The organism is Streptomyces sp. NPDC052101, from assembly GCF_040680235.1.
Classification (GTDB): Bacteria; Actinomycetota; Actinomycetes; order Streptomycetales; family Streptomycetaceae; genus Streptomyces.
Map to the genome: position 1 here is coordinate 155,984 of NZ_JBFAWH010000007.1, position 23,684 is coordinate 179,667.

Below are 23,684 nucleotides of genomic sequence, written 5' to 3' on the forward strand. Positions count from 1 at the left end.
ATTCCGCTTCCGTCTCGTTCCGTGTCGTAACCACCGGCGCGCTGACCCGTTGGAGGGGGCATGGGCTTCACGATCGGCGGCATTCGCGAGATCCGCTCCGGCACACGCCGGCGCGGCCGTTCGTCGGACTGCACCGCCGTCGCCGAGTTCACCGGGCTGTGGGGCTGGGAGGTGGTGCCGGGCGCGCGGGCCGCGGCGGGCGCCTGCTCGTGCGGACGCGCCGACTGCCCCGCGCCGGGCGCACACCCGCTGGACTTCGCGCCCCCGGTGCCGGCCGGGGCCACGCTGGACGAGGTGAGCAAGGCCTGGTCCGAGGTCCCGGGCGCGGCGGTGATGCTTCCGGTGGGCCAGGCGTTCGACGTCATCGAGGTCTCCGAGGCCGCCGGCCGCCGCGCCCTGGTCCGCCTGGAGCGCATGGGGCTCCCGCTCGGTCCGGTCACCGCCACCCCGGACGGCCGCGCCCACTTCTTCGTCGCCCCCGGCGCCGCCGCCGAACTCCCCCGGCTGCTCTACCGCATGGGCTGGGACGACCCCTCGGCCCTGGACCTGCGCGGCCTCGGCCCCGGTACGTCCATCACCGCGCCGCCCTCCGACCGGGGCGGCCTGGGCCCGGTGCGCTGGCTGCGCCCGCCCGCGCTGGACTCGGCGACGCGGCCTCCGGCGGCACGGCTGCTGCTGGGAACGCTGGCGTACGTGGCCCACCGCTCACGGGCACGGGCCTGACCGCACCGCCAAGGACGCAGCGCCCACCCCTTCGACCGGGACGGGCACTTCCTGCCTGCTGCTGCATCCAGTAACCGCCCAGCCACCGACCTCCGGCGGCACGGCTACTGCTGGGAACACTGGCGTACGTGCCCCACCGCTCACGGGCGCGAGCCTGACCGCACCGCCAAGGACAGAGCGCCCACCCCTTCGACCGGGACGGGCACTTCCTGCCTGCTGCTGCATCCAGTAACCGCCCAGCCACCGACCTCCGGCGGCACGGCTGCTGCTGGGAACACTGGCGTACGTGGCCCACCGCTCACGGGCGCGAGCCTGACCGCACCGCCAAGGACAGAGCGCCCGCCCCTTCGACCGGGACGGGCGCTTCCTGTCTGCTGCTGCATCCGGTAACCGCTCAGTCACCGATCAGCGCGTCCACGAACGCCTCCGGCTCGAACGGCGCCAGATCGTCCGCGCCCTCGCCGAGCCCGACCAGCTTGACCGGAACGCCCAGCTCGCGCTGGACCGCGACGACGATGCCGCCCTTGGCCGTGCCGTCCAGCTTGGTCAGCACGATGCCGGTGATGTCCACGACCTCGGCGAACACCCGGGCCTGCACCAGGCCGTTCTGGCCGGTGGTGGCGTCCAGGACGAGCAGCACCTCGTCCAGCGGCGCGTGCTTCTCCACGACCCGCTTGACCTTGCCCAGCTCGTCCATGAGACCGGTCTTGGTGTGCAGCCGGCCGGCGGTGTCGATGAGGACGACGTCGACCCCCATCTCCTTGCCTTCCTTGACCGCGTCGAAGGCGACGGAGGCGGGGTCGCCTGCCTCGGGGCCGCGCACGGTGTAGGCGCCGACGCGCTCACCCCAGGTCTGCAGCTGGTCGGCGGCGGCGGCACGGAAGGTGTCGGCGGCGCCGAGGACGACGGTGCGGCCGTCGGCGACCAGCACGCGCGCGAGCTTGCCGGTGGTGGTGGTCTTGCCGGTGCCGTTGACGCCGACGACCATCACGATGCCGGGCTTGCGGTCCTCGGGCTCGGTCTTCACCGAGCGGTCGACGTCGGTGCCGACCAGCTTGAGCAGCTCCTCGCGCAGCAGGCCGCGCAGCTCCTCGGGGGTGCGGGTGCCGAGCACCTTCACGCGCTCGCGCAGGCCCTCGACCAGCTCCAGGGTGGGCTGGACGCCGACGTCGGCGGTGAGCAGCGTGTCCTCGATCTCCTCCCAGGTCTCGTCGTCCAGGTGCTCACGCGAGAGCAGCGTGAGCAGGCCCTTGCCGAGGGCGTTCTGGGAGCGGGACAGGCGGGTGCGCAGGCGGACCAGCCGGCCTGCGGTGGGCTCCGGGATCTCGATCTCGGGAGCCTCTTCGACAACCGGAGGCTCCTCTACGGCGACCGGTGCCGAGCCGCCGGGGAGATCCACCTCCTCGATCGTCCGGCGCGGTTCGTCGCGCGGCGTCTCGGCCTCGTCGCCGACGTGCGGCTCGGCCGGGGGCGCGGTGATGTCGGGCGTCTTCGGGGGCGGCGGGGGCAGCGGCTTCCTGCGCCGGCTGCTCACGATCAGCCCGCCGAGCGCGCCGATCACGACCACGGCGATGACTACAGCAAGGATGACGGTTTCCATAACGCGTCCAGTATCAGCCATGGGTGACGAGGGGAGTCATTTTGTGGCTTCCTCTGAGAGACAAAGGCCGCTTAATGCAGGGAGTCGGAGCAAAGTACGATGGTCGCGACTCTGTCGACGCGCGTAGAGTCCCGATCGTCTACTGTCCCCCCACGTCTGGCCATTTCTTCATGACCAAAACCGTCGAGACCGAAGGCGCTCTCGAGACCCGAGGCATCGAGCAGGTCCCGGATCACGAGCGCACCGCGAAGACCCGTGAGCTGTTCCCGACCTGGGTCGGCGCCAACATCAGCGTGCTGCTGCTGACGATGGGCGCGAGCCTCGTCGTGGCGTACCACCTGAACATCTGGCAGGCGCTCGTCGTCGCGGTGGCCGCGCCGATCGTGTCGTACGGCCTGGTCGGGCTGATCGGCATCGCCGGCAAGCGCGGTGGCGCGCCCGGCATGGCGCTCTCGCGCGCGGTCTTCGGCCAGCGCGGCAATCTGCTGCCCGGCGCGCTGATCTGGGTCGCGCGCTGGGGCTGGGAGACGATCAACGCGGTCACCGGCGCCTACGCGATGCTCACCATCGTGGACATCCTGTTCGGGCTCAAGGCGAACAGCGTGCTCGACATGGTGATGCTGCTGGTGTTCGTGGTCGCGACCTTCGCGATCTCCGGGCTCGGCATCAACGCCGTGCAGAAGTGCAACAAATACGCGACCTATTTCTTCGGCCTGTTCTCGGTGCTGGTGCTGGCGTACCTGGCCGTGAACACGGACTGGTCGAAGGTGATGCACCATGGCGGCGGTTCGACGGCCGCGGTGATCACCGGTGTCGGCATGATCGCGGCCGGCGGGGTCAGCTGGATCCCGTCCGCGCCGGACTTCACCCGCTATCTGCCGCGTACGGCGTCCTCGAAGGCGATCGTGGGCACGGCGGTCGGCGGCGCCGGTGTGGTCGTGCTGCCCATGGTCCTGATGGGCGCGGTGATGGCGGTGTCCACGCCGGACCTGGCGTCGGCCACCGACCCGGTGTCCTTCCTCGGCGAGATCCTGCCGACGTGGATCGCGGTGCCGTACCTGTTCATCGCGCTGATCGGCATGCTGCTGATCAACTCGATGTCGATGTACTCGGCGGGCTTCACCGCGCAGACCCTCGGCTTCAAGGTGCCGCGGCACTGGGCGGTCTCGGTGAACGCCGTGATCTCGCTGATCTTCGGCGGGGTGCTGATGCTGGTGGCGACGAGCTTCATGGGCTCGTTCATCGCCTTCCTGTCGCTGCTGGCGGTCGCCTTCTCCGCCTGGGTCGGTGTCTTCGGCGCCGACATGCTGCGCCGCACCGAGTACGACGGCGAGGCCATGACCGACACCACCCGCACCAGCGCCTACTGGTACAAGGGCGGCTTCTCCCCCGCGGCCGTGGCCGCCTGGGCGATCGGCCTGGTCTCGGGCCTGATGTTCACGACCTCGGACTGGTTCACCGGCCCGCTCGCGAAGAACAACGTCATCGGCGAGTACGGCCTCGGCTGGGTCGCCACGATCGTGATCTCGGGCCTGCTGTACCTGGCCCTGCCGAAGCCGCCGGTGACCCACCCGGCCGAGCCGGCCACCGAGCCGGCCGAGGAGCGCGCGACCGTCGACGCCTGAGGCGGCCGCCGCGGTCGTCCCGCGATCCCGGCCCCCGGCTTCCCATAGCCATCTGACGCCACGTCAGCTACCGTCCCCCTCCACCGCATCGCACCGGAGGGGGACTCCTCATGCCCGTCACGGTCGTCCGTTTCAATCTCGTCGCTCCCGGCGCCTCGCCCGCCGCCCTCTCCGCCCGCTACCGGGCCGCCCTGGAGATGGCCGCGTACGCGGACGAGCACGGGATCAGCACCGTGCAGACCGAGGAGCATCACGGCGCCGAGAACAACTGGCTGCCGTCGCCGTTCGCCTTCGCGGGCGCGGTGTTCGGGGCGACCCGGAACATCGCCGTGACGATGTCGGCGGTGATCGGGCCCCTGCACGACCCTCTCCGCCTGGCCGAGGAGATCGCCGTACTGGATCTGCTCAGCGGCGGGCGCCTGGTGACGGTGGCCGGGATCGGCTACCGGCCCGAGGAGTACGCCCTGTTCGACGTCGACTGGAAGCGCCGGGGCCGGCTCCAGGACGAGCTGCTGGAGACCCTGCTGAAGGCGTGGACCGGCGAGGAGTTCACATACCGGGGCCGTACCGTACGGCTCACCCCGCGCCCGTTCACCACCCCGCACCCGCTCCTCCTGGTCGGCGGCTCCTCCAGGGCCGCAGCCCGCCGGGCCGCCCGGCTGGGTCTGCCGTTCTTCCCGAGCGCGCATCTGCCGGAACTGGAGGCGTACTACAAGGAGCGGCTCACCGAGTACGGCACCGAGGGCTGGACGATGATGCCCGCCGCCGAGACCCCGCTGCTGCACATTGCCGAGGACCCGGACCGGGCGTGGGCCGTGTACGGCGAGCACTTCCTGCACGAGGCACGGACGTACGCCTCCTGGCAGTCGGGGCAGATCCGCTCGGCCGTGAAGTCCGCGGCCACGACGGTGGACGAGCTGCGCGCGGAGGGCGTGTACCGGATCCTCACACCGGAGCAGTGTGTGGCGCAGGGCCTGGACAGTCTCGTCCTGCATCCGCTGGCGGGCGGGATGCCGGTGGAGGAGGGCCGGCGCAGCCTCAGGCTGTTCGCGGAGCGGGTGGTGCCGGCGCTCGGCCAACTCCCGGACGCGGTCAGGACAGTGCCGCGGTGATCCGCCCGGCGACCTGTTCCGCTGCCTGGGCGCTGTCCCCGTCGGACGCCTGGCGTGCCACGTATACAACGACGCTGACGGTCCGGCCGTCGGCCTGCGGCGTGCATGTGATGAACCAGGATCCATGGGAGTCTTCGCCCCGGACCACCGCGGTCGTCAGGGCGGACCGCAGTTGCTCCGCGGTGTGACGGGAGACGGCCTGCCCGGTCCGGCCAACCGGTACCGTCGGCCTCTCGGTGCTGCCGTCCGCCTTCACCACCTGGTCCACCAGCCGCGGGGCCACGAGGCGGCCGCCATCGGCCATCGACGCCATGATCCGCGCCATCTCCAGCGGGGTGGCCACGACGTCTCCGCCCCCGTTGCCCGTCCGGGCCAGCTGCTCGGCCGGAAGCGTCTGGGTGGGATAGGCGCTCTCGTAGGCTCGGACGGGGGTCAGCACCTTCTCGTCGTTGAAGCCGAGTTCCTCGGCCGTCGAGCGGAGCGCGGACTGGCCCACATCGACGGCCATCTTGGCGAAGACGTTGGCGCAGGAGTACCGGAGGGCCGTACGGATGGAGGCGTTCGCGCACCGCGGGGAGTCACCGGCCACGGTGTCCGCGGTGCCGGGCAGGGCGTACGACAGGGGGGTTTTCGTGGTGTCGTCGACGCTCGCGTACAAACCCCGTTCCAGAGCGGCGGCGGCGACCACGACGTGGAACGTCGCGCCGGGTGCGGGGGCCAGGCGCAGGGCGCGGTTGAGCATGGGGTCGGGCTTGTGCCTGATCAGGGCCTTCCAGGCCGTCTCATCCCCGAGGGTGTTGCCGCTGAAGCTCCCCGGGTCGTAGGACGGTGTGCTCACCAGGGCGAGCAGCCTTCCGGTGCGCGCGTCGAGGGCGACGGCGGCTCCAGGCCGGCCACCGAGGGCGTCGAACGCGGCTTTCTGGGCGCCAGGTTGGATGGTCGTGAGGACGTCACCCGAGGCGCCGCCGGACTTCACCCCGGCGGTCAGGACGTCGTCGTAGATGGCCTCCAGCCCGGACCGGTAGAACGCCATGGACCGGTAACCCGTGACCGGGGCGTAGAGCGCGCCGTCCGTATAGGTGCGCTGGTAGGGGACCTTGTCGATGCCCGAGGGCTTCGATCCCGTCACGGGCTCCCCGCCGACGATGATGTTGCCCAGCCCGTGGCTCGACGACAGTCGCCAAGTCGCCGTACCGTCGGGCTTCTTGTCCGCGCCGCCCCCGCCCGCGTGGCCGCCGCACGCCGTCGCGGACGCCGCGAGCGCGACCAGAAGTCCCGAGACCAGTACGGTCCTTTTGATCTCCGTGTACATGACGGACACCCTAGAAGGGGTGGCCGTCGGGTCGAGTGGAAATCCGCCGCCCCCGCTCCGGGCAGTGGCCGGGGCGGGGGCGGCGGGTGATACGAGGAGAGGGGCAGCGGGGACTTGGCCCCTTCTCCTCGGTCCTGGAGGGCTCTCCGTGCGGATCAGCCCATCTCCTCCAGCGACTTGCCCTTCGTCTCCTTGACGAACTTCAGGACGAACGGGATGGAGAGCGCCGCGAAGACGGTGTAGATGATGTACGTGCCGGACAGGTTCCAGTCGGCGAGCGACGGGAAGCTCGCGGTGATGGCCCAGTTGGCGATCCACTGCGCGGAGGCGGCCACGCCCAGGGCGGCGGCGCGGATCTTGTTCGGGAACATCTCGCCGAGGAAGACCCAGACCACCACGCCCCAGGACAGGGCGAAGAAGAGGACGAAGATGTGCGCGGCGATCAGGGCGGTCCAGCCCTGGGCGGTGGGCAGCTTGCCGTCGACCAGGTGGGCGCTGAACGCCCAGGCCTCCAGCGCGAGACCGACGGCCATGCCGACCGAGCCGATGAGGGCGAGCGGCCTGCGGCCGACGCGGTCCACGAAGATCATCGCGATCACGGTGCCGATGATGTTGATGATCGACGTCGTGAAGGAGTAGAAGAACGAGTCCGTCGGGTCGACGCCGACCGACTGCCATAGCGTCGAGGAGTAGTAGAACGCGACGTTGATGCCGACGAACTGCTGGAAGACCGACAGGCCGATACCGATCCAGACGATCGGCTTGAAGAAGAAGGAGCCGCCGAGCAGGTCCTTGAAGGCGGACTTGTGCTCGCTCTTCATCGCGTGCTCGATCTCGGCGACGCGGGCGTCCAGGTCGGTGCTCTCGCCCTCGACCTCGGCGAGGATCTCGCGGGCGCGCTCACGCTTGCCGACGGAGAGCAGGAAGCGCGGGGACTCGGGGATCGCGAAGGAGAGCAGGCCGTAGAGGACGGCCGGGACGACCATGACGCCGAGCATGACCTGCCAGGCCTCCAGGCCCATCAGGTGGCCGCGCTGGTTGCCGCCGGCGGCGTTGAGCAGGCCCCAGTTGACCAGCTGGGAGATGGCGATGCCGACGACGATCGCAGCCTGCTGGAAGGAGCCGAGCCGGCCGCGGTAGGCGGGCGGGGCGACCTCGGCGATGTAGGCCGGGCCGATGACGGAGGCCATGCCGATGGCGAAGCCGCCGATGACGCGCCAGAAGGCCAGGTCCCACAGCGCGAAGGGCAGCGCGGAGCCGACGGCGCTGATGGTGAAGAGGACGGCGGCGATCTGCATGCAGCGGATACGGCCGATGCGGTCGGCTATGCGGCCGGCCGTCGCGGCGCCGACGGCGCAGCCGATCAGGGCGATCGCGATGACCTGGGCGAGGGCGGCGGAACCGATGTCGTACTTGCTGCGGATGGCCTCGACGGCGCCGTTGATCACGGAGCTGTCGTAACCGAAGAGGAAACCACCCATGGCGGCAGCCGCCGCGATGAAGATGACGTGCCCGAGATGCTCGGGATGAGCCGTCCTGGCTCCTGACTGAGGTGCCTGCGCTGTGCTGGTCACGTGTATCTCCTCGGGCCACGGCAACGCTGCCGGTGGGGTTGAGCCCTTACAGGTGAGACCTGAAGGTAAAAGCAACGTTGCAGAGACTATGCCTTCAAGTTTCGAAGTCAATAGTTCAACGTGTGTGAGTTTTTCGATATACCCGAGGGCTCTATGTTCACTTCTTGAACACAGAGTGAGTTGATCTTGAATAGCTGCGCTAACGGAGGCGCTGCGAGATGACCTTGGACACGCCGTCGCCCTGCATGGACACGCCGTACAGCGCGTCGGCGACCTCCATCGTGCGCTTCTGGTGCGTGATCACGATCAGCTGCGAGGCCTCCTGCAGCTCCTGCATGATCCGGATCAGCCGCTGGAGGTTGGTGTCGTCCAGGGCCGCCTCGACCTCGTCCATGACGTAGAACGGGCTCGGCCGGGCCTTGAAGATCGACACCAGCAGCGCGACGGCCGTCAGCGAGCGCTCGCCGCCGGAGAGCAGGGAGAGCCGCTTGACCTTCTTGCCCGGCGGACGCGCCTCCACGTCCACACCCGTGGTGAGCATGTTGTCGGGGTCGGTGAGCACGAGCCGCCCCTCGCCGCCCGGGAAGAGCCGGCTGAAGACGCCCTCGAACTCGCGGGCGGTGTCCCGGTAGGCCTCCGTGAACACCTGCTCGACACGCTCGTCGACCTCCTTCACCACCTGGAGCAGGTCGGCGCGGGTCTTCTTCAGGTCCTCCAGCTGCTCGCTGAGGAACTTGTGCCGCTCCTCCAGCGCCGCGAACTCCTCCAGCGCCAGCGGGTTGACCTTGCCCAGCTGCTGGTACGCCCGCTCGGCGGCCTTGAGCCGACGCTCCTGCTCGGCCCGGTGGAAGGGCCTTGGCTGGTTGCGCGGGTGCTCGGGGTCCTCGGGCAGTACCTCGCCCTCGGCGGGGAGCGAGGGCGGCACGGGCTGGTGCGGCCCGTACTCCGCCACCAGCCCCGCCGGTTCGACACCCAGCTCCTCCAGCGCCCTGGTCTCCAGCTGCTCGATGCGCAGCCGCTTCTCGGCGCCGAGTACCTCGCCCCGGTGCACCGAATCCGTCAACTTGTCCAGTTCCGACTTCAGTTCGCGGCCGGTGGTGCGCGCGGCGGTCAGCTCCTGCTCACGCCGGGCCTTGGCGGCCTCGGCGGCGGAGCGTTCCTGCTCGGCGCGGACGAGGGACACCTCGATGTGCGCGAGCAGCTGCCGGGCGCCTGAGGCGACGGCCCCGGCGACGGCCGCCTCGTGCCGCAGCCGGGCGCGGCGCTGCTCGGCACGCGCGCGTGCCTCGCGTTCCGCGCGGGCGGCCCGGTCGAGCGAATCGGCCCGCCCGGCGAGCCCCTTGACCCGCTCCTCGTGCGTACGGACCTGGAGCCGGGCCTCCATCTCTGTCTGCCGGGCGTTGGCCCCGTCGGCGGCGAGCCGGTCGCGCACGGAGGTGTCCGGCTCCTCCTCGACCGGCATCTCCTCGGCCACCGCCAGCCGCTCGGCCAGCTCCTCGGCCTCCTCCACGGCCTTGTCCAGCGCCTCCTGCGCACGTGCCGCCGCCGCGGCCGACCGCTCGGCCTCCCCGGCGGCGCCCCGCGCCTGTCCGGCGAGCCGCCCCAGCTGCTGGGCGACGGCCGACTTCTCCCGGTCGGCGGCCCGGCGCCGCTCTCCCAGTTCCTCCACCAGGGCGGCGGCCTGCCTGCGGCGCTCGGCCGCCGTGTGCTGTGCCTCGGCCAGCTCCTCGCAGCGCACCGCCAGCTCGGCCAGCTCGGCCGCGGCCTCGTCGACGGAGGCCTGCACCTCCAGCAGGCTCGGCGCCCCGGCGGAGCCGCCGTGCGCGAAGTGGGCGCCGAGCAGATCGCCTTCGACGGTCACGGCCGTCAGTTCCGGGTGCGCGTAGACCAGGTCCTCGGCGTCCTCCAGGGTGTCGACGACCACGGTTGCTTGCAGGAGGCTTCGGACGGCGGGCATGAGGTCGGCGGGGCCGCGGACCAAGTCTGCGGCGAGCCGCCCACCGGGAGGTGCCGTGCGCTCCGCGTGGAGGGCGGGGGCGGTCGGTCCGGCGGCTTCGTCGTGGCTGGTCGCGCCCCGCGGCGGAGCCGCATCTTGATGCTGCCCCGCGCCCCCGCCGGGCGCATCGCCTGCCAGCAACAGTGCCGCCCTGCCTCCGTCCTGTTTGCGGAGCATGCGGATCGCCTCGGCCGCCGCCGCGGGAGTCGATACGGCGATCGCGTCCGCCGCCGCGCCGAAAGCGGCGGCCAGCGGGATCTCGTAACCCGGGGTGACCGTCAGGAGTTCCGCCGCCGGGCCGAGGATGCCGGTGAGCCGGTCCCGGGCGCCGAGCAGTATCCCGGTGCCGTCCTTCCGTCTGAGGCCCAGGGCCAGGGCCTCGTGGCGGGCCTGGGTCGCGGCGCGGCCGCGTTCGGCCGCGGTGAGCGCCTCGCGGGCCGTGCTCAGTGCCGCCTCGGCCTCCGCCAGCTGCCGCTTGGCCGCGTCGTGCCGCTCGGCCAGATCCGCGTCGTCCGCGTCGAGGCCGTCGACCTCGGCCTTGAGCGTCTCGTACTCCTCCTGGGCCCGGGTGGCACGTTCCTGTGCCTCGTCGCGGGCCGTGGCCAGGCGGTCGATCTCGGCCTGGGCGGAGGCCGCGCGCGAGCGGGCCGCGTTGACCTGCCCGTTCAGCCGGGCCAGGCCTTCGCGGCGGTCGGCGATGGCACGGGCGACGTCCTTGAGGCGGCGTTCCTCGACGGCCAGCTCCCGCTCCAGTTCGGCGCGGTGGCCGACGGTGTCGTCGAGGGCGTGCTGAGCCGCTTCCAGGGCCGCCTCCAGCTCGGCCTCCTGCTCGCGGACGCGGGCGGCCTCGCGCTCCAGGTCCTCGGGGTCGCGGCCGCGGCGTTCGTCGGGGGGTGCGGAGGTGGCGCTCTTCACCCGGGCGTCGGCGAGCGAGACGGTGCCGCGGACGCGTTCGGCCAGCTGGGACAGCTCGTACCAGGTCTGCTGGGCGCGCTGGAGGCGGGGGGTGAGCTGCCGTACCTCGTCCTCCAGCAGGGCCTCGCGCTGGAGGGCCTTCTTCAGTTCCTGTTCGGCGGTCTCCTTGCGTTCCTTCAGGGCCGCCTCGTCGGCGACCTCGGCCTTGAGGGCCTCACGCAGGCGTACGAGGTCGTCGGCGAGCAGGCGCAGTCGGGCGTCGCGGAGGTCCGCCTGGATGACGGCGGCTCTGCGGGCCACCGCCGCCTGCCGGCCGAGCGGCTTGAGCTGGCGGCGCAGTTCGTCGGTGAGGTCCTGCACGCGCGCGAGGTTGGCCTGCATCGCGTCCAGCTTCCGCAGGGCCTTTTCCTTGCGCTTGCGGTGCTTGAGGACACCCGCGGCCTCCTCGATGAAGGCGCGGCGCCCCATCGGGTCGGCGTGCAGGACGGAGTCGAGCTGGCCCTGGCCGACGATGACGTGCATCTCGCGGCCGATGCCGGAGTCGGACAGGAGTTCCTGGATGTCGAGGAGACGGCAGGTGTCGCCGTTGATCTGGTACTCGCTGCCGCCGTTGCGGAACATGATCCGCGTGATGGTGACCTCGGCGTACTCGATGGGCAGGGCCCCGTCGGAGTTGTCGATGGTCAGGGACACCTCGGCGCGGCCCAGCGGGGGGCGGCCGGTGGTGCCGGCGAAGATGACGTCCTCCATCTTGCCGCCGCGCAGCGACTTGGCACCCTGCTCGCCCATGACCCAGCTGAGCGCGTCCACGACATTGGACTTGCCCGAGCCGTTCGGTCCGACGACGCACGTGATGCCCGGTTCGAACCGGAGCGTGGTCGCCGAGGCGAACGACTTGAACCCGCGCAGGGTCAGGGCCTTGAGGTGCACGCCGCTGGACTCTACCGGGCCCCGCTATCTCACTCCACGAACCCTCGCAACCGCGCGGTTTCGCCAATGAACATGCAGGGCACACCGTACGTTAAAGAGGGTGAAAGGATGCGCGGGACAAAGAAAGAAGGGACGCCGAAGCGTCCCTTGCAACTCTGACGACCGGGTTACGGTCGCCCGATCAACTGAGCGGTTGATACGGCAGCCCGAACGCTGCGATGCTGTCGTGGAGCGATGCAGTGATCAGGTGAGCGCAGGCTCCGCCTGGTGTGCGTCGATGCTCTCCATGATCCTGTCCTGAGAGGCGGCAGCCGTCAGCGCGTCGTTCTCCGCCTGGATCCGTACCAGCTCCGATTCCAGGTCCTGTACGCGCTGCTGCAGCCGTCGCATCTCGGCGAGGAGTCGAGGGTCGGAGCCGCCGACGTAACCGAGAAGCGCCTTTGCCATGATGGATGGTCCTCCACACTGAGTGACCGACCGATGCGGTGTGGGTCGTGAGGGATTCGCACCCGCGGTGCTTGGCACATCCGGGTGTTGCTCTGCTGCTGCTTCATGCCAAACAGCTAAGGTGCGCGGGGCTTTCAGCGTCTCACCAAAAAGTTTGACGGTCAACACGATCACGCCCTGTATTGGCGGGCAGACCGGGCGCGCGCGGCCGGAAATGCGGCGGCGCTGCAAGTCATCCGGGCCCTCAGGGCGTGACGATCAGCTGTACCAGCGGAGCCTGCCATGCCGGGCCGTCCTTGGCAACCACCAGGTCGTTTCTGCATTCCGCATGTGCCCCCGGCAGCTCGCCGCACGCCGGCCTGCGCGCTTTTACAGAATCGGGTCAGCGGATGGCGAAGCCGTCGTAGCCGCCGCGGGGTGTGTCCCAGATCTCGGTGACTCCGTCCACATGTCCGGGCGTGTCGGCGCCCTGGAGCCAGTCCAGGAGCCCCTCGCAGCCCTCGCGGGCCCCCTCCGCGACCACCTGGACGCGACCGTCGGCCAAATTGAGAGCAAAACCACTCAGGCCGCCGATCTCCAGCGCCTTGGCACGTGTGAACCAGCGAAAACCCACACCTTGGACGCGTCCACGCACCCAGGCGACCAGTCGAACATCCTCGCTCATGGGTGCAACCTAACCGGCCGATGTCGCTCAGGACACGTCGCCCCGCAGCGGCATGGGGTAGCGTCCCCACCCAATGAATCTCATATGAAACTCACTCGATCGAGTGAGTCGGGTTGGCCAGAGGGAGTCACTCGCCGCGCAGGCGCCGGCCGACCGCGAGGACGAGGAAGAGGGCCAGGACATGGGACGCCACCGACGCTCCGCCGCCGGCCGCGACTCGCGCCGCGCCACGGGGGCCATAGGCACGCAGCGCTCCACCGGCGGCAGCGGCGATCCGCAGGACTCGTACACGGGCCAGAACTCGCACGCCCGTCAGGACTCGCACACAGGCCAGAACTCGTACATCCGTCAGGACTCGTACACCCGCCAGGACTCGTACACCGGTCAGAACTCGTATACGGGCCAGACCTCGTACACGGGTGAGATCGTCCGCCGTGAACAGGCGCCCCGGGGCATCGCGCCGTATCTGAACCCGGAAGCCCACAGCGGCGCGTCCGGTCCTCGACCGCCGGCCTATGCCGATGCGACCGCAAAGGCCCACGCCTATCTGTTCGCGGACGCGGGCGGGGGCCCGGGCGGTCCCGGGGGCGGCGGCTCCACGTCGGGCGGCGACCCCTCCCCCGGCCGCCGGCGCCGGAAGAAGGGCTCGAAGCCGGTACGCGCGAGCCTGATCGGGGTGTCCGCCGCGGTCGCCCTCGGTACCGCGGCGGTGGCCTCGGGCGTGGTGCCGGGGCTGCAGAACTACAAGCTCGGCGGTGACACGAACGCCGGCGGCGGCCAGCGGGTGCAGGCCGCGGACGCGCCGAGCAACACCGCCGCCGAGCAGGGCGGCACCTCGGGCGGCGCGGACACCCAGGAAGGCGGCACCGCGGGCAGCCGCGAGGGCGGCGCCGGCGCCAGCCGGGACGCCACGCGCCCGCCGTCCCCGAGCCCGTCCGCCTCCCCGTCGACGACGACGCCGGCCTCCCCGACGCCCACCCCGTCGAAGACGGCGGCCGAGCAGCCGACGCCGTCCGCCAAGCCGAAGAACACCCCGTCGCGTACGGCGGGCAAGGCGCCCAAGGCGAGTTCCAAGCCGGCGGCGGTGTCCGCGGTGAACGCCGCCGAGACCGAGGTGCTCACGCTCGTCAACCAGGAGCGGGCGAAGGTCGGATGCAGCCCGCTGGCGGCGAACTCCTCGCTGACCAAGCTGGCCGGGGCGTTCAGCGACGACATGGCGGCGCGGGGCTTCTTCGACCACACCGACCCGGACGGCAAGTCGCCGTGGGACCGGGCCGCGGCGGCCGGCATCACCAACCTCGGCGGCGAGAACATCGCCCGCGGCCAGGCCGACGCGGCGGCCGTGATGCAGGCCTGGATGAACAGCCCTGGCCACAAGGCCAACATCCTGAACTGCGACTTCAAGACCCTCGGCGTCGGCGTCCACTTCGGCCCGGGCGGGCCCTGGTGGACGCAGGACTTCGGCTACTGAGCCGGTACGGCGGCACGCCCCCGCGCGAAGGTCCGCGCCGTCTCGGCGATCCGGCGGCCCAGGTGCTCGGCCGTGGCTATGTCGGCCTTGTGGACGCCCTCGGGACCCTGGTCGTTGTTGCTCTGGGCGGCGGCGCCGGTGAAGAAGCCGAGGCGGTTGAGGTCGTTCTCGGAGGCGGTGCTCGCGTTCCAGCCGGGCAGCAGGCCCAGGTTGACCCAGGTCATGCCGTGCTGGGCGGCGAGCGTCTGGAAGAACTGCAGGGTGTGCAGCTTGTCGCCGCTCTTGGAGGCCGAGTTGGTGAAGCCGGCGGCCAGCTTGTCCTTCCAGGCCTGGCCGAACCAGCGCTTGGAGGTCGCCTCGGCGAAGACGTGGAAGGCGCCGGAGGCGGTGCCCATGTAGGTGGGCGAGCCGAAGACGACCGCGTCGGAGCGGTCCAGCGTCTCCCACTGTTCGTCGGTGATCTCGTCGACCTTGATCAGGTGCACCTCGGCACCCGCGCCGGCGGCACCGGCGCGGACGGCCTCGGCGAGAACGGCGGTGTGGCCGAAGCCGGAGTGGTAGGCGATGGAAACGACAGGGGTGGTCACAGAGACTCCTCGAACGAACGGCGTGGGCAGCTCAAAAGCACTGAGCCCAGGAAAGCACTAACTTCTGGTTAGTGCAACCTGGTGGTTAGCGCTGCGCGCGCGTACCCTTGTCCCATGAGTGCCGGTATCAGCGCCCCCGCCCAGGACCACGACGACCTCGCCTACGACGTCTTCGCCAAGGCCTGCCCGTCACGCGGCACGCTGGAGCACGTCACGGGCCGCTGGGGCGGACTGACGCTCGGAGCGCTGCACGAGGGCTCGCTGCGCTTCAACGAGCTGCGCCGCCGCGTCGACGGGGTGAGCGAGAAGATGCTGTCCCAGACGCTGCACGCGCTGGAGCGCGACGGCCTGGTGCACCGCGAGGCACAGCCGACCAACCCGCCGCGCGTGGACTACGAACTGACTCCGCTGGGCCGCCGGGTGGCCGAGCGGCTGCTCGCGCTCATCCACTGCGTGGAGGGCGCCATGGACGACGTCCTCACGGCACGCGCGCGTTACGACGAGACGCGCGGCGCCCTCTGACACATGGGGCAGAAGTAACTGGAGCGGTTCATCCAGGGGCGCCGGCGCATGGGCGTACCGCACCGCTTGCAGGGCAGGCCCTCGCGGCCGTACGCGTCCAGGGACCGGTCGAAGTAGCCCGACTCGCCGTTGACGTTGACGTACAGGCTGTCGAAGCTGGTGCCGCCGACGGCCAGGGCCGCGTTCATCACGTCCCGGACATGGCCGAGGAGTCCGGTGGTGACGGGGCGGGTGAAGTTCGCCGTCGGGCGCTCGTAGTGGATGCGGGCGCGCCACAGCGCCTCGTCCGCGTAGATGTTGCCGACGCCGCTGATCAGCGACTGGTCCAGCAGAGCCCGCTTGATCGTGGTCCGCCTGCGGCGCAGCGCCTGGTGGAAGGCCTCGTCGTCGAACAGCGGATCGAGGGGGTCGCGGGCGATGTGCGCGATGACGTCCGGCAGGCCGTCGGAGGTGTTGTCGTGCAAGGACAGCCCGCCGAAGGTGCGCTGGTCGACGAAGCGCAGTTCCGTGCCGAGGGAGTCGGCGAACCGGACCCGGATGCGCAGGTGCTTCTCGTCCGGCGTCTCCTGGGGCTGCACCAGCAGCTGGCCGCTCATGCCGAGGTGGGCGAGGACGGACTGGTCGGTCTCCTCCAGCGGCAGCCACAGGTACTTGCCGCGCCGGCCGGGGGTGCCGATGTGGTGGCCCTTGAGCCGGTGCGCGAAGTCGTCGGCGCCCGCGATGTGCCGGCGCACGGCACGCGGGTGCAGCACCTCGACCTCGGCGACGGTGCGATGGGCGACCCAGCGCGCAAGGCCGCGCCGGACGACCTCGACCTCGGGCAACTCGGGCATCGGGACCCCCGTACAGAGCGGTGGACGACGTACACAGCGGTGGATGAGCCGAGCGCCCGCCCCGTCGTCGGCGGCGGGGCGGGCGCTCGGTACTGCTGTGGGTCAGGCGGAAGCGGAGGACGGGTCGCCGTCGCTGGCGGCGAGCGCCTTGGCGTCCCCGTCGGCCTCCTTGGCCGCTTTGGCGCGCTCGTCCGCAGCGGCCCTGATGGACCGCCAGGCGGACTCGGCGGCCTGCTGCTCCGCCTCCTTCTTGCTGCGGCCGGTGCCGGTGCCGTACGAGACGCCTCCGACGCGGGCAGCAGCAGTGAAGGTCTTCTCGTGGTCGGGGCCGGTCTCCGTGACGAGGTACTCGGGCACACCGAGTCCCTCGGTCGCGGTCAGCTCCTGGAGGGATGTCTTCCAGTCCAGGCCGGCACCGAGGTTCGAGGACTTCTCGATGAGCGGGTCGAAGAGCCGGTGCACCAGCTCGGACGCCGAATCGAGGCCCTGATCGAGATAGACCGCACCGATCACCGCTTCCAGGGTGTCGGCGAGGATGGACGCCTTGTCCCGGCCGCCCGTGCCCTCTTCACCGCGGCCGAGCCGGATGAAGGAGCCCAGGTCGAGGCCACGGCCGACCTCCGCCAGCGCACGCGAGTTGACCACCGCGGCCCGCAACTTGGCCAGCTGGCCTTCGGGCAGGTCGGGGTGAGTGCGGTACAGCGTGTCCGTCACGACGAGGCCGAGCACGGAGTCCCCGAGGAACTCCAGCCGCTCGTTCGTCGGCAGACCGCCGTTCTCGTATGCGTAGGAACGGTGGGTCAGCGCGCGCACCAGAAGGGCGGACTCGACCTGATAGCCGAGCCGCCCTTCCAGAAGCGTGTGGGACGAGGCCGTGTTGTCCGCTGAGTTCTTCTTTGGCGTGGACACGGTGCCTCTCACCAGCCGCTCAGACCTCGAGGACCTGGCGCTTGTTGTAGGTGCCGCAAGACGGGCACGCGATGTGCTGCTGCTTGGGCTCGTGGCAGCGCTCGCACGCAACCAGGGTGGGGACCGCAGCCTTCCACTGCGACCGGCGGTGGCGCGTGTTGCTGCGCGACATCTTCCGCTTCGGAACAGCCACGGCTACTTCTCCTGCTTCTCGTCGACGCCCGCTTCGGCGCCGCTCATCTCGTCCTTCTCGCCGTCTTCGAGTGAACCGGCGAGTCCCTGCAAAGCCGCCCAACGGATGTCGACGGCGTCGTGATGGTGGTCCTGGTCGTCCGCGAGCCGCGCCCCGCACTCGGAGCACAGACCCGGGCAGTCTTCCTGGCACACCGGCTGCATCGGCAGTGCGAGCACCACCGCATCGCGCAGCAGAGGTTCGAGGTCGAACAGTCCGTCCTCGAGGAAGAACCTGTCCTCGTCGTCCTCGGCGTCGTCGCCCGGTTCCGCGATCACACGGCCCCGGTCGTCGGCGTCAGGGTACGAGAACAGCTCCTGGAAGTCCGCTTCGAGCCGCAGCTCGACCGGCTCCAGACACCTTACGCACTCCCCCTCGGCCTGTGCACGGGCGGTGCCTGTGACGAGCACCCCTTCCATGACCGACTCGAGCCGGAGTTCGAGCTCCAGCGGGGCGCCTTCCGGCACTCCGATGACTCCCTGGACACCGAGATCCACGGGAGCGTCGATCGTGCGGGTCAGGCGCTGCAGCGCGCCAGGCCGCCGGCCCAGCTCGTGTGTGTCGAACACGAGAGGGTTGCGGTGGTCGAGGCGGGCGTTGGAAGCCATTCCTGCTTTCGATCTTCGAACTCGGAGGGCCGCCGCCCGTAGGTGTTGCGGGCAGCGGAGATCGCGGACGTAGGCGCGACCGAAGAGCCAGGATACTGGACCTTTCGCTCTCGGCCCAATCCGGTACGCGGCTACAGGCCCCGGCCCTGTTCATACGCCCGCAGCTGCTCCGCGCTGATCATGCTCGTGTCGAAGAGGCTGGTCTCGTCGAGGGCGTAGCCCTGCTGGGGCTGAGGCTGCTGCTGGACCTGCTGCGGGTCGTAGGGGGCCTGCTGCTGGTCGTAGCCCTGGAAGGGGGCGCCTCCCGCCGGAGCGTAGCCAGGGGCGGTGGAGTACGGGTCGGCCTGCTGGTAGCCGTACGGGTCCTGCTGGGCGTAGGCGGCGGGCTGCTGCGGGAAGCCGCCGTAGGGATCCGGCTGCTGGTCGTAGGCAAAGGCCGGCTGCGGCTCGTACGACGGCTGCTGCGGCTGCTGCGGGGCGGGCTGAGCCGTCCGCTCGGCAGGGGTGTCCTGGTCGGCGAGGGCGGCGAGATCGGCGAGGTAGTCGGCGTCGCTGGAGTGCTGGAAGGTCGTGGTGTCGTCGGCGAGCGCGCCGAGGTCGTCCGTGGCGATCCGGCCGTGCAGCTTCTGCCGGCCGCGGCCGACGGCCTCCAGGGTCTTGGCGAGGACCGCCTCGAAGGCGCCCAGCTTGACGTCGACGTACTGGTCGGCGGTGTGCCGCAGGGTCTCCGGGTCGTGGCTGCGCTCGGGGGCGTCCTCGTCCTCGTAGCCGTTCTCGTCCAGGCCGGGGCCGGTGCCGAGCAGCTTCTCGCGGCCGCGGCCGACCGAGCCGAGGGTCTTGGTGAGGACGACCTCGAAGTTGGCGAGCTTGGAGTCGACGTAGTCGTCGGCCTCGGCGCGGATCTCCTCGGCCTCCGTGCGGGCCTCGGCGAGGATCCGGTCGGCCTCGCTCTGCGAGCGGCGGGCGATCTCGGTGTCGGAGATCAGCGAGCCGCGCTCGGCGTGCGCGTTCCCGATGATCCGCTCGGCCTCCTGCCGGGCCTGCTCGACCATCTGCTCACGGCCGCCGATCAGCTCCTGCGCCTGCGCGAGGGAGCCGGGCAGGGCCTGGCGCACCTCTTCCAGCATCGCGAGCAGCTCGGCGCGGTTGACCACGCAGGACGCCGACATGGGCATGGATCGGGCGCCTGAGACCGCGGAGACGATCTCGTCGAGCTTCTTCTGCACGTCCACCTGTGCTCGCCACTCTCTACAGCCGGGTTGGAGACGGACGGGACGACTGTAGCCCCATCAGTCCTTGCGCAGGCGCTTGTTCAGGGCCTCCAGCACCGGGGCGGGCACCAGGTGGGAGACGTCGCCGCCCCAGGCCGCGACCTCCTTGACCAGGGAGGAGGAGAGGAAGCTGTAGGTGGGGTTGGTGGGCACGAAGAGCGTTTCGACGCCGGTGAGGCCGATGTTCATCTGGGCCATCTGCAGCTCGTAGTCGAAGTCGCTGACGGCGCGCAGGCCCTTGACGATGGCGGGGATGTCGCGCTGCTTGCAGAAGTCGACGAGGAGGCCGTGGAAGGCCTCGACGCGTACGTTGGCGTAGTCGGCGGTGACCTCGCGGATCAGCTCGATCCGCTCCTCGATCTCGAACAGGCCCTTCTTGGACTTGTTGATCATCACCGCGACATAGACCTCGTCGTACAGACGGGACGCGCGGGCAATGATGTCGAGATGTCCGTTGGTGATCGGGTCGAACGACCCGGGACAGACGGCGCGGCGCACTTGAGTTCCCTCGCTCTCCGGTCCGGTCATCGTGCGTCTTCGCACGTAGAGGCGGCGCGACCGTACCAAAACGTTCCCTCGCCGTAGCGACGGGACCGCAGGGCCTCGAAACCGTCGGGCCAGTGGAATGCGCCGCCTCTGGTGCTGCGCTCCACGGTGACGAGGGCGTCCTTCGCGAGCCAGCCCAACGAGCGGAGTGTGAGGAGAATCTCGCCAAGATCGTCGTCTGTGACGGCGTACGGGGGGTCGAGGAAGACGAGGTCGTACGGCTCGACGGGGGGTGCCGTTCTGATGACTTGTTCCGCTTTGCCCGCTCTTACCTCGGCGCCGGGCAGGCCCAGGTTTCTCACGTTCTCACGGACGATTTTGGCCGCGCGGGCGTCGGCCTCGACCAGGAGGGCGTGGCCGGCTCCGCGGGAGAGTGCTTCCAGGCCCACGGCGCCCGAGCCGGCGTAGAGGTCGAGGACCCGTTCGCCGTCCAGGGGGCCGCCGAGGAGGGACTGCCAGGTGGAGAAGAGGCCCTCGCGTGCACGGTCGGAGGTGGGTCGGGTGCCGGTTCCTGGCGGGACGGCCAGGCGGCGTCCGCCGGCTGCGCCGGCGATCACGCGGGTCATCTTCGGTCCTTGGTCGTGGGTGTCTACAGGTTCAGTGTGGCTGGTCGCTGCCGCGCGGCGTCAGCCGCACGTCCGATGCTGGCCCGCGCCTCCAGCCAGTCTCCCTCAGCCCTTTTCCAGGTACTGCTCTCTCTCCTCGTCCAAGAGGGCGTCCAGGGCCGTGCGCAGACCGGGAAGGTGCTGCAGCTCCGGGTCCGCCGCGACGACCGCTGTCGCCTCCTCCCTCGCCTCCGCGATCAGTTCCTCGTCCTCGATGACGGCGAGGACGCGCAGGCTGGTGCGGGCGCCGGACTGGGCCTGGCCGAGGACGTCGCCCTCCCGGCGCTGTTCGAGGTCGATGCGGGACAGCTCGAAGCCGTCGAGGGTGGAGGCCACGGCGTTCAGGCGCTGGCGGGCGGCGCTGGCCTCGGGCATCTCGCTGACCAGGAGACACAGGCCGGCGGCCGAGCCCCGGCCGACGCGGCCGCGGAGCTGGTGGAGCTGGGAGACACCGAAGCGGTCCGCGTCCATGATGACCATGACCGTGGCGTTGGGGACGTTGACGCCCACCTCGATCACGGTCGTGGCGACCAGGACGTCCGTCTCGCCGGCCGCGAAGCGGCGCATCACCGCGTCCTTGTCGTCGGGGTGCATACGGCCGTGGAGGACCTCGACCTCAAGGCCCTGGAGGGGGCCGCGGGCCAGCTGGTCGGCCACGTCCAGGACGGCGAGCGGCGGGCGCTTCTCCGCCTCGTCCTCCGGGGACTTCTTCTTGCCGGCCTTCTTCGGATCGTCCTCCTCGTCACCGATGCGGGGGCAGACGATGTACGCCTGGTGGCCGTTCGCGGCCTCCTCGCGGACCCGCTCCCAGGCGCGGGTGAGGAAGTGGGGCTTGTCGGCGGCGGGGACGACATGGCTGGCGATGGGTGAGCGGCCGGCCGGGAGCTGGTCGAGGACCGAGGTCTCCAGGTCGCCGAAGACCGTCATGGCGACCGTGCGCGGGATGGGGGTGGCCGTCATGACCAGCAGGTGCGGGGGCTGTTTGCCCTTGCCGCGCAGGGCGTCGCGCTGTTCGACGCCGAAGCGGTGCTGCTCGTCGACGACGACCAGGCCGAGGTCGTGGAACTGGACCTTGTCCTCGATCAGGGCGTGGGTGCCGATGACGATGCCGGCCTCGCCGGTGACCAGGTCCAGCAGGGCCTGGCGGCGGGCGGCGGCGCCCATGGAGCCGGTGAGCAGGACGACCTTGGTGGCGTGCTCGGAGCCGCCCAGCATGCCTCCCTCGGCCAGCTCCCCCATCATCTCGGTGATCGAGCGGTGGTGCTGCTGGGCGAGGACCTCGGTGGGCGCGAGCATGGCCGCCTGGCCGCCGGCGTCGACCACGGCGAGCATGGCGCGGAGGGCCACCATGGTGTTGTGGGTGACCGTGAAGTTGTCGGTGACGTAGGCGTGGCTTTGGTGGGCGACGCTGATGCACTGGACCGGCTTTCGCCCCACGTGTTCGACCGCGCGGATTCCGCGCCGGAAGGTGTCGGACTTCGGCCGGGGCCGGACACGAGCGGCCTTATGGGGCAGGCGGAACGGGGCGTACTCGTCGGGCAGCGCCGCAAAGACCTCGAAGGCGTCCCGCTTCGGCAGGACGCGCACACGGCCGCCCAGCGAGCGCACGAGCCAGGCGACGTCGTCCGCGAGCCCGCGCGAGTCGGAGCGGAGGGAGACGCTCATGCCGTCGGTGTGAGCAGTGCCATCGGTGTCCAGCAGCCCTTGCAGCAGGGCGAGACGGTTCTTGACCGAGGTGTTCTTGAACTCCTCGGGAACGAATGCGCCGTGTGACGTCTCGCCCCGCGGGTTCGGGTCTCGCAAGGCCTGGCGGGACGAGCCGTCTGTGAGGAGCCGGCCGAACAGGTAAGGATCCATCGGCAGTCCCGAGTCGCCTCCGAGGTCGACGGCGGCCGCGGGCGGGATGTACCACTTCGGGGATCCGTCTGCCTCGAGCGTGTCCAGGCGGATCTCCCGGGTCGTCATGACCTTGGGTGCCTGGCCCCGGTGCCATCCATGGCTCGTACCGACGATCCAGAGGTGTTCGTCGTCGCACTCCACGGAACTTCCGTCGGACAGGACCAGGCGCCACACGTCGCGTTCTCCCTGCGGGAAGACGCCGTCGATCAGCGCGACCTCCCCGTCCGGCGCGATGACCTCGTCGCCTGCCGTCATGTCGCCCATTCGGCGGAAACCGGCGGGTGTGAGCACGAGCGAGTCCAGCGGCTGGGCCTTGCCCGAGCCCACCTCGCCCTGGAGCAGGCGGTGCATCGGGTGTTCCGTGGCGAGGTCGTCGGAGATCTCGCGGGCGACCTTCTGCTGGCCCTCGGTGAGGGTGAAGGGCAGGCGGTCGTCGAAGGCCGACAGGAGGCCGTCGGGCTTCGGGCGGCGGGGGACGGCCGGGAGTTGGGTGTCCGCGTAGCGGCGGCGGGCCAGGGCGACCTGGAGGACGAAGGCCTCGTCCCACTTCAGGCGGGCGCGGGCGTCCGCGATGTCGGCCTTGGTGTGCGGGCGGTGGATCTTGAGGAGGGCCTCGGGGAGGGGGACGAGGGCGCGGCCCTCGCGAAGGGACGGGGGGAGCGGGTCCTGGGCCTCCTGGGCGGTGGGCAGCACCGTCTGGACCGCCTTGCCGATCTTCCAGGACTCCAGTTTGGCGGTGGCCGGGTAGATCGGGATCAGGGCGCCGGCCCAGCTCTCGACCGTCTCGTCGCTGTCGCCGCGCAGCAACTCATAGGCAGGATGGGCGAGTTGGAGGCGGCGGTTGAAGACGGAGACCTTGCCGGCGAACATCGCGCGCGTGCCCGGCAGCAGCTCCTTGTGGGGCTTGTGGACGCCGTTGCCGAAGAAGACCAGCTGGAGCCGGCCGCTGCCGTCGGTGATCGTGACCTCCAGGCGCTGGCCCTTGCCGCGGGGGGCCTTGGCGGAGGCGAAGCTGTGCAGGCGGGCGTCGGCCACCTGGGCGACCACCGTGACGTGCTCGTCCATGGGGAGGTCGGCGAGATGGGTGAGCTGACCGCGCTCCTCGTATCTGCGCGGGTAGTGATGGAGGAGGTCGCCGACGGTGTGCAGGCCGAGGTGCTCGGCCATCACCTTCGCGGTGGCGGGGCCGAGCACTGACTTCAGTGGCTGCTTCAGTGGTTCTTCCAGTGCGGGCACGAGATCCATTGCACACCACGGCACTGACAATGCCGTAGACCCCGCCCTGCGGATGCGCCGTGGACAT

General features: G+C 70.6%; 20 protein-coding genes and 1 pseudogene. 6 read left to right on the forward strand and 15 right to left on the reverse strand.

From position 1 onward, the window contains the following. Positions 1–60: 60 nt before the first annotated feature. Both AB0L75_RS15530 and AB0L75_RS15535 read left to right on the forward strand, forming a co-directional pair. Positions 61–723 carry a bifunctional DNA primase/polymerase gene (locus tag AB0L75_RS15530; protein WP_365181001.1) on the forward strand — a complete coding sequence of 221 codons (663 nt, stop codon included), beginning with the start codon at positions 61–63 and terminating at the stop codon, positions 721–723. Positions 724–961: 238 nt separating this feature from the next. Then, positions 962–1,039, forward strand: a pseudogene (locus AB0L75_RS15535) (DNA primase); the annotation flags it as partial. 78 nt (positions 1,040–1,117) lie between these two features. On the opposite strand, the gene ftsY reads toward AB0L75_RS15535, so the two are convergent. Beyond that, a complete protein-coding gene (ftsY, locus tag AB0L75_RS15540) occupies positions 1,118–2,323 on the reverse strand; it encodes a signal recognition particle-docking protein FtsY (RefSeq protein WP_365181004.1) in 1,206 nt (401 codons plus the stop codon). 170 nt (positions 2,324–2,493) lie between these two features. On the opposite strand from ftsY, the gene AB0L75_RS15545 reads away from it, so the two are divergent. Further along, positions 2,494–3,948, forward strand: a complete 1,455-nt coding sequence (locus tag AB0L75_RS15545) for a cytosine permease (protein ID WP_365181007.1) — start codon at positions 2,494–2,496, stop codon at positions 3,946–3,948. A gap of 110 nt (positions 3,949–4,058) precedes the next feature. Next, positions 4,059–5,060, forward strand: coding sequence for an LLM class flavin-dependent oxidoreductase (locus AB0L75_RS15550; RefSeq protein ID WP_365181010.1), 1,002 nt, complete (start codon positions 4,059–4,061; stop codon positions 5,058–5,060). On the opposite strand, the gene AB0L75_RS15555 is transcribed toward AB0L75_RS15550, so the two are convergent. The 5 genes from AB0L75_RS15555 to AB0L75_RS15575 all read right to left on the reverse strand — a co-directional run bounded on the left by AB0L75_RS15555 (position 5,041) and on the right by AB0L75_RS15575 (position 12,898). After that, positions 5,041–6,372 carry a penicillin-binding transpeptidase domain-containing protein gene (locus AB0L75_RS15555; RefSeq protein WP_365181013.1) on the reverse strand — a complete coding sequence of 444 codons (1,332 nt, stop codon included), beginning with the start codon at positions 6,370–6,372 and terminating at the stop codon, positions 5,041–5,043. The genes AB0L75_RS15550 and AB0L75_RS15555 overlap by 20 nt on opposite strands. A 155-nt stretch (positions 6,373–6,527) precedes the next feature. Next, on the reverse strand, positions 6,528–7,946 hold the full coding sequence (locus AB0L75_RS15560) for a sugar porter family MFS transporter (RefSeq protein WP_365181016.1): 1,419 nt from the start codon (positions 7,944–7,946) through the stop codon (positions 6,528–6,530). Between the two features lie 199 nt (positions 7,947–8,145). After that, entirely contained in the window at positions 8,146–11,787 is a 3,642-nt protein-coding gene (gene smc / locus AB0L75_RS15565; protein WP_365181019.1) for a chromosome segregation protein SMC, read from the reverse strand. A gap of 243 nt (positions 11,788–12,030) precedes the next feature. Further along, the gene (locus AB0L75_RS15570) at positions 12,031–12,234 is read right to left on the reverse strand and encodes a hypothetical protein (RefSeq protein ID WP_023546484.1); all 204 of its coding nucleotides are present in this window, start codon (positions 12,232–12,234) and stop codon (positions 12,031–12,033) included. A 382-nt stretch (positions 12,235–12,616) separates the two neighbouring features. Continuing rightward, on the reverse strand, positions 12,617–12,898 hold the full coding sequence (locus AB0L75_RS15575) for an acylphosphatase (protein WP_365181023.1): 282 nt from the start codon (positions 12,896–12,898) through the stop codon (positions 12,617–12,619). A gap of 181 nt (positions 12,899–13,079) precedes the next feature. Here AB0L75_RS15575 and AB0L75_RS15580 point away from each other — a divergent pair, with 181 nt between their 5' ends. Continuing rightward, positions 13,080–14,369, forward strand: coding sequence for a CAP domain-containing protein (locus tag AB0L75_RS15580; RefSeq protein ID WP_365181218.1), 1,290 nt, complete (start codon positions 13,080–13,082; stop codon positions 14,367–14,369). Here AB0L75_RS15580 and AB0L75_RS15585 read toward each other — a convergent pair. Further along, on the reverse strand, positions 14,363–14,956 hold the full coding sequence (locus tag AB0L75_RS15585) for a flavodoxin family protein (RefSeq protein WP_365181026.1): 594 nt from the start codon (positions 14,954–14,956) through the stop codon (positions 14,363–14,365). The genes AB0L75_RS15580 and AB0L75_RS15585 overlap by 7 nt on opposite strands. A 114-nt stretch (positions 14,957–15,070) precedes the next feature. Between AB0L75_RS15585 and AB0L75_RS15590 the strand changes: the two genes are divergently transcribed. Beyond that, the gene (locus AB0L75_RS15590) at positions 15,071–15,478 is read left to right on the forward strand and encodes a helix-turn-helix domain-containing protein (RefSeq protein ID WP_365181029.1); all 408 of its coding nucleotides are present in this window, start codon (positions 15,071–15,073) and stop codon (positions 15,476–15,478) included. Here AB0L75_RS15590 and mutM read toward each other — a convergent pair. The 8 genes from mutM to AB0L75_RS15630 all read right to left on the reverse strand — a co-directional run bounded on the left by mutM (position 15,451) and on the right by AB0L75_RS15630 (position 23,626). Next, the gene (gene mutM, locus AB0L75_RS15595) at positions 15,451–16,311 is read right to left on the reverse strand and encodes a bifunctional DNA-formamidopyrimidine glycosylase/DNA-(apurinic or apyrimidinic site) lyase (RefSeq protein WP_365181032.1); all 861 of its coding nucleotides are present in this window, start codon (positions 16,309–16,311) and stop codon (positions 15,451–15,453) included. The two genes, AB0L75_RS15590 and mutM, sit on opposite strands and share 28 nt — an antisense overlap. Positions 16,312–16,413: 102 nt before the next feature. Continuing rightward, positions 16,414–17,220 carry a ribonuclease III gene (gene rnc / locus AB0L75_RS15600; protein WP_365181034.1) on the reverse strand — a complete coding sequence of 269 codons (807 nt, stop codon included), beginning with the start codon at positions 17,218–17,220 and terminating at the stop codon, positions 16,414–16,416. A 19-nt stretch (positions 17,221–17,239) separates the two neighbouring features. Then, positions 17,240–17,413: a 50S ribosomal protein L32 gene (gene rpmF, locus AB0L75_RS15605; RefSeq protein ID WP_003951102.1), complete on the reverse strand. Its 174-nt coding sequence runs from the start codon at positions 17,411–17,413 to the stop codon at positions 17,240–17,242. Positions 17,414–17,415: 2 nt separating this feature from the next. Further along, positions 17,416–18,060, reverse strand: a complete 645-nt coding sequence (locus AB0L75_RS15610) for a DUF177 domain-containing protein (RefSeq protein WP_365181037.1) — start codon at positions 18,058–18,060, stop codon at positions 17,416–17,418. Between the two features lie 131 nt (positions 18,061–18,191). Beyond that, on the reverse strand, positions 18,192–19,292 hold the full coding sequence (locus tag AB0L75_RS15615; protein WP_365181039.1) for an ATP synthase F0 subunit B: 1,101 nt from the start codon (positions 19,290–19,292) through the stop codon (positions 18,192–18,194). A 57-nt stretch (positions 19,293–19,349) separates the two neighbouring features. Continuing rightward, complete coding sequence (coaD, locus tag AB0L75_RS15620; protein ID WP_323376986.1) at positions 19,350–19,829, reverse strand: pantetheine-phosphate adenylyltransferase; 480 nt, start codon at positions 19,827–19,829, stop codon at positions 19,350–19,352. A 26-nt stretch (positions 19,830–19,855) separates the two neighbouring features. Next, positions 19,856–20,443 carry a 16S rRNA (guanine(966)-N(2))-methyltransferase RsmD gene (gene rsmD, locus AB0L75_RS15625; RefSeq protein ID WP_365181041.1) on the reverse strand — a complete coding sequence of 196 codons (588 nt, stop codon included), beginning with the start codon at positions 20,441–20,443 and terminating at the stop codon, positions 19,856–19,858. Positions 20,444–20,548: 105 nt separating this feature from the next. Continuing rightward, positions 20,549–23,626: a helicase-related protein gene (locus AB0L75_RS15630; RefSeq protein WP_365181043.1), complete on the reverse strand. Its 3,078-nt coding sequence runs from the start codon at positions 23,624–23,626 to the stop codon at positions 20,549–20,551. Positions 23,627–23,684 lie beyond the last annotated feature (58 nt).